This is a genomic window from Azospirillum brasilense (genome assembly GCF_003349955.1).
Taxonomy (GTDB): domain Bacteria; phylum Pseudomonadota; class Alphaproteobacteria; order Azospirillales; family Azospirillaceae; genus Azospirillum; species Azospirillum brasilense_B.
On the sequence record NZ_QLKQ01000078.1, the window covers coordinates 22,640 to 30,446 of the forward strand.

The window sequence follows — 7,807 nt, forward strand, 5'->3', positions numbered from 1 at the left end:
TCTTCGGGTGATAGGCGGGTCCATGCAGAAGCTCTTCCTCGGCTACAAGCTCCGCCGCCTGCGTGAACAGCGCGGGCTGACCCAGGCGGCGCTGGCCAAGACGCTCGACCTGTCGCCGAGCTACCTGAACCAGATCGAGAACAACCAGCGCCCGCTGACCCTGCCGGTGCTGCTGAAGATCTCCGCCGTGTTCGAGGTCGACCTGTCCAATTTCGTGGAGGACGAGGACAGCCGTCTGGTCGCCGACCTGCGCGAGGCCCTGGCCGACCCGCTGTTCGCCGGGGCGCCGCTGACCAACGCGGAGCTTCGCAGCGCCGTCGGCTCCAGCCCCGAGCTGGCCCGCCGCGTGCTGAGCCTGCATCAGGCTTATCAGAAGCTTCACGAGAGGGTGCAGTCGCTGGCCGACAGCCTGTCCAACCAGGAGCCGAGCGACGCCTTCGCCGGGCCGCAGTTCCCCTACGAGGAGGTCCGCGACTATTTCCACTACTGCAACAACTACATCGGCCCGCTGGACGAGGCGGCGGAAACGCTGTGGGACACGGAGAAAATCCACTCCGGCGCCCTGCTGAACGAGCTGGCCGCCTATCTGAAGCGGCGGCACGACGTTCGTGTGAAGATCGTCGCCGACGACGGCGAGACGGCCATGCGCAGCTACGACGGCAGCACCGGCACGCTGCGCCTGTCCGCCCTGCTGAACGGCCCCAGCCGCGCCTTTCATATGGCGCACCAGATCGCCCTGCTGGGCTTCGGCGACGTCATCGAGGAGCGGGTCGCCCAGGCGAAGTTCTCCAGCGAGGACGCGCGGTCGATCTGCCGGGTCGGGCTCGCCAACTACTTCGCGGGCGCCTTGGTCCTGCCCTACCGCGCCTTCGCCGCCCAGGCCCGCGCGCTGCGCCACGACGTGGAGCAGTTGCAGAGCCGCTTCGGGGCCAGCTTCGAGCAGGTCTGCCACCGGCTGTCCACTCTCCAGCGGCCGGGGGCGCGCGGCCTGCCCTTCTACTTCGTGCGGGTGGACATGGCCGGCAACATCACCAAGCGCCATTCGGCGACGCGCTTCCACTTCGCGCGCTTCGGCGGCGCCTGCCCGCTGTGGAACGTGCACGAGGCCTTCGCCCAGCCCGGCAAGATCCTGGTGCAGTTCGCCACCATGCCCGACCGCATCACCTACATCGGCATCGCCCGCACGGTGACCAAGCGCGGCGGCGCCTATCTGAAGCCGTCGCGCCAGTTCGCCGTCGGGCTCGGCTGCGAGGCGACCCACGCCAACGAAATCGTCTATGCCGCCGGGATCGACACCTCCAACGAGGCCGCCGCCGTGCCCATCGGCGTGAACTGCCGCATCTGCGAGCGCACCGACTGCCAGCAGCGCGCCTTCCCGCCCATCGGCAGCCAGCTGTCGGTGGACGAGCACCACCGCAGCTTCGTCCCCTACCTGTTCACCCAGGAGGGTCGGACCGTGGAAAAGGCCTGAGGGGTTGGCGATTCCGCTGCGGCCGCTCTATCATCCGCGGCCCAACCGATAGGATCACGACATGACGACGCCCACCGCCCGGCCCTTGCCCCAGAAGACCATCGGCGTCCTCGGCGGCATGAGCAACCAGGCCACCGCCGAATATTACCGCCTGCTGAACGAGGGTCTGAACGCCCGCTTCGGCGGCTGGGACAACGGCGAGATCGTCATCGTCAGCGTCAATTTCGGCAACATCGAGCATTTCGTCCGCCGGAACGAATGGGACGCCGCGCAGCGCTACCTGTCCGGCAAGGTCGACGCGCTGGAGCGCGCCGGGGCCGACGTGATCCTCTGCGTGTCGAACACCATGCATCGGGTGGTCGAGCCGATCATGGCCGACCGCGCCACCCCCTTCATCCACATCGCCGACCCGACCGGCGCGGCGATGCGGGCCGCCGGCCTGTCTCGGGTCGCCCTGCTGGGCACCATGGCGACGATGCTCTCCGAGGACTTGCGCCGCCGTTACGAGGAGCGTTTCGGGGTCGAGATCATGGTGCCGTCCGACGCCGACAAGGCGACGGTCGACCGCATCATCTTCGACGAACTGGTGCGGCGCGACCTGCGCCCGGAGTCCAAGGCCCAGTACCTGGAGATCATCGACCGCATGGCCGAAGACGGGGCGCAGGGGGTGATCCTCGGCTGCACCGAGATCTTCCTGCTGGTCGATCAGGCCGACCGGCCGGACATCCCGATGTTCAACACGACGGCGCTCCACACCGACGCGGCGGTGGCCTTCGCGCTGGGCGCCTAGGCCACTACCGCCCCGCCACCACCGCCCCGCCAGCGACGCGGCGCCTCAGGACGGCGCCCGTCCGGCGACGGGCGCCGCCTTCAGGCGGCGGATCATGGCGAGCGCTTCCGGCGGCGGCCGGCACTCGACACGCCGGTAGACGCGCCCGTCGCGCGTCCGGTCGAGCAGGCCGAAGTCACACAGCTCCCGGCGCAGCAGGACATGGTCGTCGAACCGGTTGGCGCCGCGCAGGACATCGTTCACCTCGCCCTCGCTCATCGCCCGGCCGGCGTCGATCCGCGACCACAGGACCCACAGGCACAGGTCGCGCTCGCTGCGCTTCGGCGGCCAGCGCAACAGCGCGCCGGCGGCGTCGAAGCAGCGGGCCACCTTCAGGAGCCGGACCGGATCGACCGGCGGCGGCGCGTCCACCGACATTCCGGCAAGGTCCTGCGCCGTGATTTGCTCCGCCGGCTGGGCCTGAGTCTCCGGCTGGGTCTGGGTCTGGACCCGGAAATGCTGGAAGTTCCGGCAGCCGACCGCCTTGGCCAGCATGTTGAGCCATTCAACATGGCCCGGCGGCTCGGCCCGGCCGGCGAGTTGCGCGCGCAGCGAGCGCGCAAGAGCGGAAATATCGCCCGCGCTGTAGGGCAGCGGTGTTCTGGACATGGAGTCATCCTCACGACGCGCCAATCCGCGAAGGGATGCCGGTGGTCGCCGACTTCCGACGCGGCACGCGATGAGGTGTCGGTCGAGAGGGTATCATGGCAGGTTTAGCTCCCCTCGAGGGGGCGGCGACGCCTTGGTGAACTGCCGACCAGACGTGGTTTCTACCGCAAGGCGGCCGCAACGGCAACCGGCAATTCAGCGCAGAGCGCCCCCCGGCTCCCCGGACCACACGCCGCAAGGTGCCTTGCGCCGTGCCGGCAACGGCTCTACGTCCGGGATCAGGCAAGGCGACGACCCCGTTCAGCGGTTGGACGACACAGGGATGAAGACGGCACGGGAATGAAAGCGTACCCTGCCCGCGTCAGACTTCCCGCGTCAGCCCGCCCACGTCAGCCTGCCGAGGTTGATCCGTCGCCCTGGAGAGCCCCTGTGATGGCCGATCATCACCGCCAAGCCCGCGCCGCTTTCGCCGATCTTCACTGGACCGGCTGCTTCGTCATGCCCAATCCCTGGGACGTCGGAAGCGCCATGATGCTGAAGCATCTCGGGTTCCCCGCCTTGGCCACCACCTCGGCCGGCTTCGCTTTCGCGCGCGGGCTTCCCGATGCCGAGTGGGCGGTGCCCTGCGGCGACATGCTGGCGCACATCGCCGACATGGTCGCGGCGACCGACCTGCCGGTGAACGCCGATTTCGAGTCCGGCTACGCCCATGACTGCGCGGGGCTGGCGCGCAACGTGCGCCTGTGCGCCGACAGTGGCGTGGCGGGCCTGTCGATCGAGGACGCCACGGGCGACCCGGCGAAGCCGCTGTACGATCTTGATCACGCCGTCGAGCGCGTGGCCGCGGCCGCGGAGGCGTTGCGGGGAACCGGCGTCCTCCTGACCGCCCGTTGCGAGTCCCTGCTGGTGAACCACCCGGCGGCCGTCGAAGAGGCGCTGCGTCGCCTGCCGGCCTACGCCGCGGCGGGAGCGGATGTGCTCTACGCGCCGGGCTTGCGGACACCGGACGACATCAAGGCGGCGGTCGACGCCGTCCGCCCGAAACCGCTCAACCTGCTGGTTTCCTCGCCCATCGGCCTGTCTGTGGAGCAGATCGCCGCCCTGGGCGTGCGGCGCATCAGCCTGGGCAGCGGGCTCAACCGCGCCGCCTGGGGCGGCTTCCTCCGGGCGGCCCGGATGTTGGCCGATCATGGACGCTTCGATGCCCTTGGCGAGGCCGAACCGTTCGACGCGCTCAACGGATTCTTCCGGACGCAAGACCGGTGAGCGGCCGAAGGGACGAGGCGCCGGCGGTGCGGTGGGCCATAGCGGGGCGGCCGGTTCAATAGGGCAAGCGCCGGCCGTCCCAGGCGAACAGCCCGCCGCTGTCCATTGGCGTCAGCTCTCCCAGGACGTGGAGGAGATGCCCGGCGGCGACGGCGGGGCTGAACAGCCGGTCACGGGCCACCCCGGCCTGGAACGGCTGCGACAGGGGGGTGTCGACGGTGCCCGGATGCAGCGCGACGCAGACGGCCTCCGGTCGCGAGCGCGCCAGTTCGATGGCCGTGGTGCGGACGATCTGGTTGAGCGCCGCCTTTGACGCGCGGTAGCCGTACCAGCCGCCAAGCCGGTTGTCGGCGATGCTGCCGACCTTGGCGGACAGAACCGCGAAGACCGCCCGGCCGCGCCGCGGCATCCGCGGCAGGAAGTGCTTGGCAACCAGCGCCGGGCCGATGGCGTTGACCTGGAACAGCCGCGCCATGGCAGCCGGGTCCAGCGTCCGCCAACTCTTCTCTGGTTGCACCGCATCCTGGTGCAGCAGGCCGCTGGCGATGAAAACGAGATCGACCGCCCCCGCCTGCGCCGCCGCATCGGCGATGGACGGCTCGTCGGCAAGGTCAAGGAAACCGGTGCGCAGCTTCCCCGCCGGAGCGACCGGGCGGCGCGACAGGGCCACAACCTCCGTCACCCCGGAATCCTCCAGCAGCCGTTGCGTCACGGCGGCGCCGATGCCACCGCTCGCCCCGATTACAACCGCCCGGATCGAACCGGTGAATCCCGCGATGCCGTTCATGAGCCCTCATCCCGCGCAGGGTGATGGTAGGGCGGTCCGCCGATGGTTCAACCGCCCCGGCGTCGGGCACCGAACGGTCGGGACGGCGGGTCAGAAGGAAACCAGCATCCTGGCCTGGGCGGTCAGCGTTCCACGGCTGGTTTCCGGCCCGTCGGTCAAGGCAACGCCGACATTCACGCCAAGCTGCAGGGTTTGCAGAAGCGTGTAGTCGACACCGGCCCCCACCCCCACCAGCGTCGTGTCGGCGCGCTCGCCGATGCCGGGGAGGGCGTCGAAATTGTGGTTGTGCCCGTAACCGACATCGAGAAAGGCGAAGGGGGAGACGGTGTCCTCGAGCGCCCCGATTCCCGAGCTCCCAAGGTGCCCCAGCGCGGAAAAGGTCGGCAACCGGGCCTCGTTCCGCAACACGAAGCCGGTGTCGACGCTGCCGTCGTTCAGCGTGTAGCCGCGGGTGGCGTAAAGCCCGCCGATGGCGAGCTGCTCGGTTTCCGGCAGCGCCTTTCCAGCCAACTGACCGGTGAACTCGACGGTCCATGAGGTGGCACCCGGCCAAGGCAGGCCGGCGAGCGGGGTGACCCGGTTGAACACCCCGTAAAGATAGGCGTAGTCGGCGCCATCGACGCGGCCGTTGGAGAAGCGGCTCCACGCCGCGTCGCTGTTGCCGGGGACCAGCCCGGCCCGGTTGGCCACGGCCCGGATGTCCATGGTCGTCGCGCCGCCGCCGGCCTGCGGCCAGCTGCCGCCCCAGCCGATCGTCAGGTCGAACACCCCGGCCGACCCGCTGGCGAGCCGGGTTCCCTGACTCAGCACCCTGCGCGACAACCACTTCGGCGTGACGCCGCCATACAGGTCGCCCCATCCGGCGAGACGGCCATCGATGTTGGACAGCGCCGAACGGTAAAGGAGCGGCAGTTCCACGGTGGTGTTGCGAATGGTGAGAAGACCGTCGGCGGCGTCCTGGGATGTGGCGACGACGCTCGGGGTCAGGCTGAGCGCCTGACGCGCGGCGGTGGGAAGGACGATGCGCCCGGCATGGCTGGCGTAGGACGGGCGCTTGTTCCCCGACAGCCTCAGCGAGCCGGGATCGGAGACGGCGTCACGGCCGCCGGTCAGCTGGTAGGACAGGGTGAGATCGTTCAGGGCCTCGATGCCGGCGGCGAAGCCGACGAAGGCGCGGTCGAGATTGCGGTTGCGCAGGCTGCCGGTGTTGGCCACTCCGGCGAAGACCTGCCACGGCCGGCGGCGGCTGATCTCCAGCGTAAGATCGCTGGACCCCGGATCGGACCCGGGCTCGAACACGCCGTTGAGCTGCCGGTAAGGGAAGCGGTTGAGCCAGTCGAGATCCTCGGAAATGTGGTCGGCTTCGATCAAGGCACCGCTCGGCGCGCGCACGGCGGCGGCCAGTTCGGTTCCGGCAACGGTGCCATCCGCCTCCTTGACCTGGACCTTTCCGGTCCGGAAGGGCACGACGCGCAGCTGCAGCACCCCCGCGGTGATCTCCTGCGGTGGGGCAGTGACGGAGACGAACGGCCGTCCCGCCTCGCGATAGGCCCTGGCGACGGCGGCCTGGGCATCCGCCAGCCGCTTGCGCGAGAGCGGGCGGCCGAGAAGCGGGCCCAGCGCATCGGCGAAGCGCCGCTCGTCGAGTCCCTCCACCCCGGAGACGGTGATGCCCGGCGGCGGCGCGGCGATCACCGTGCCGTCCAGCCCGATGAGGCGAATTCCCGCCAGATCGACGCCGAGCGGGGTGTCGTCGGCATCAGGCGCCGTTCCGACGCCGGAGCGCAGGCCACCACCCTCCCCCGCGACCGCCGGCGGCAGGTTGCGTTCCACCGGCACCTGGGCCGCGGCCGAGCCCAGGACCGCCTCCGCCAAGGCGGACAGCATGAGCGGAGCGACGAGCCACGGTGACGGGCTGTACGAACGGACGGGCATCGAGGTGCCCTTGCGGCGGTACCGGCGGGCGGGTGCCGTGAAGATTGTGGTGGTCATGGCCGGGGTCGTTCCGTTCGTCAGCGCATGGAGAAGTGGAGGAAGCGACCGACGCGCGTGTTCTCCGGATGCGGGGCGTTCGTGCAGGCGCTGCTGGACGCCGCGCCGCCAGTGCACGCCGCGGTGGCGCCGGTTGCATCCTGGGTGGTGGGGCTGCCGGCGGCCAGGCCTGATACGCCCGTGGCGGCGGTTGAGCCCGCAACCCCGCCAGCGGCGGATGAATCCGTGGATGAGGCGGACATGGCAGGTTCACGGCTCTGGGACAGCGGAGCGACCTGCGACGCCGTGGCCACCACCCGATTCCGGGGAAGGACCACGCTGGGCAGGATCTGCTCCAAGGCCTCCGTTCGTGCCGCTGGCTCCGCGCCGCCGCCTCCAGCGTTGGGTGCCGGCGGTTGCACCTCGACCGTCACGGCCGGGGTAACCGTCAACGTCGCCGGGTTGTAGGTGAGGCTATAGTTGGAAGAAGCGGCCAAGGTGCCTTGGGTGATGGCGTAGGTCCCCGCGGGAGCATCGGCCGCAGCGGTGACCAACGATCCAAGGAGCGTGTCACCATTGACCAGCCCGCGCCCTCCAACGCTGTAGGTCAGCGCCGGGTCCTCCGCGCCGACCAAGCGGCTGAGGGAATGCGCCGTCACCACAATCGGCCGGGCCGTCACGGCCAATGTCCCGCCGACATAGCTCACCGTGTAGTTGGACAGGCCGTTGCCCTGGGCCGACGAGGCGGTGATGGCGTAACCACCCACCCCGGCGGTGGCCGCCGTGCCGGCACTGGTCAGCGTCACAGCCGTCACGTCATCGCTGTTCTTCAGGCCGGACGTGGTGAAGCCGGTCAGCGTCGCGGCATCGCCGT

The 7,807-nt window shown here is 70.0% G+C and carries 7 protein-coding genes; 3 read left to right on the forward strand and 4 right to left on the reverse strand.

Annotated elements, in window-relative coordinates; all coding sequences use genetic code 11:
• The first annotated feature begins 22 nt into the window (after window positions 1–22).
• Window positions 23–1,471, forward strand: coding sequence for a helix-turn-helix domain-containing protein (locus DXK32_RS26140; RefSeq protein WP_114861179.1), 1,449 nt, complete (start codon window positions 23–25; stop codon window positions 1,469–1,471).
• Between the two features lie 61 nt (window positions 1,472–1,532).
• On the forward strand, window positions 1,533–2,261 hold the full coding sequence (locus DXK32_RS26145) for an aspartate/glutamate racemase family protein (protein WP_114861180.1): 729 nt from the start codon (window positions 1,533–1,535) through the stop codon (window positions 2,259–2,261).
• A gap of 45 nt (window positions 2,262–2,306) precedes the next feature.
• Here DXK32_RS26145 and DXK32_RS26150 read toward each other — a convergent pair whose 3' ends face one another.
• Window positions 2,307–2,909 (reverse strand): DUF2087 domain-containing protein, encoded by a 603-nt coding sequence (locus tag DXK32_RS26150; RefSeq protein ID WP_114861181.1) that lies wholly within the window; start codon window positions 2,907–2,909, stop codon window positions 2,307–2,309.
• 432 nt (window positions 2,910–3,341) lie between these two features.
• Between DXK32_RS26150 and DXK32_RS26155 the strand changes: the two genes are divergently transcribed.
• Window positions 3,342–4,175 carry an isocitrate lyase/PEP mutase family protein gene (locus tag DXK32_RS26155; protein ID WP_114861182.1) on the forward strand — a complete coding sequence of 278 codons (834 nt, stop codon included), beginning with the start codon at window positions 3,342–3,344 and terminating at the stop codon, window positions 4,173–4,175.
• Window positions 4,176–4,230: 55 nt separating this feature from the next.
• On the opposite strand, the gene DXK32_RS26160 is transcribed toward DXK32_RS26155, so the two are convergent.
• The 3 genes from DXK32_RS26160 to DXK32_RS26170 all read right to left on the reverse strand — a co-directional run.
• A complete protein-coding gene (locus tag DXK32_RS26160; RefSeq protein WP_114861183.1) occupies window positions 4,231–4,962 on the reverse strand; it encodes an SDR family NAD(P)-dependent oxidoreductase in 732 nt (243 codons plus the stop codon).
• A gap of 90 nt (window positions 4,963–5,052) precedes the next feature.
• Entirely contained in the window at window positions 5,053–6,954 is a 1,902-nt protein-coding gene (locus tag DXK32_RS26165; RefSeq protein ID WP_114861184.1) for a ShlB/FhaC/HecB family hemolysin secretion/activation protein, read from the reverse strand.
• A 20-nt stretch (window positions 6,955–6,974) separates the two neighbouring features.
• The coding region (locus DXK32_RS26170) for an MBG domain-containing protein (RefSeq protein WP_205215830.1) at window positions 6,975–7,807 on the reverse strand (833 nt) is incomplete at its 5' end.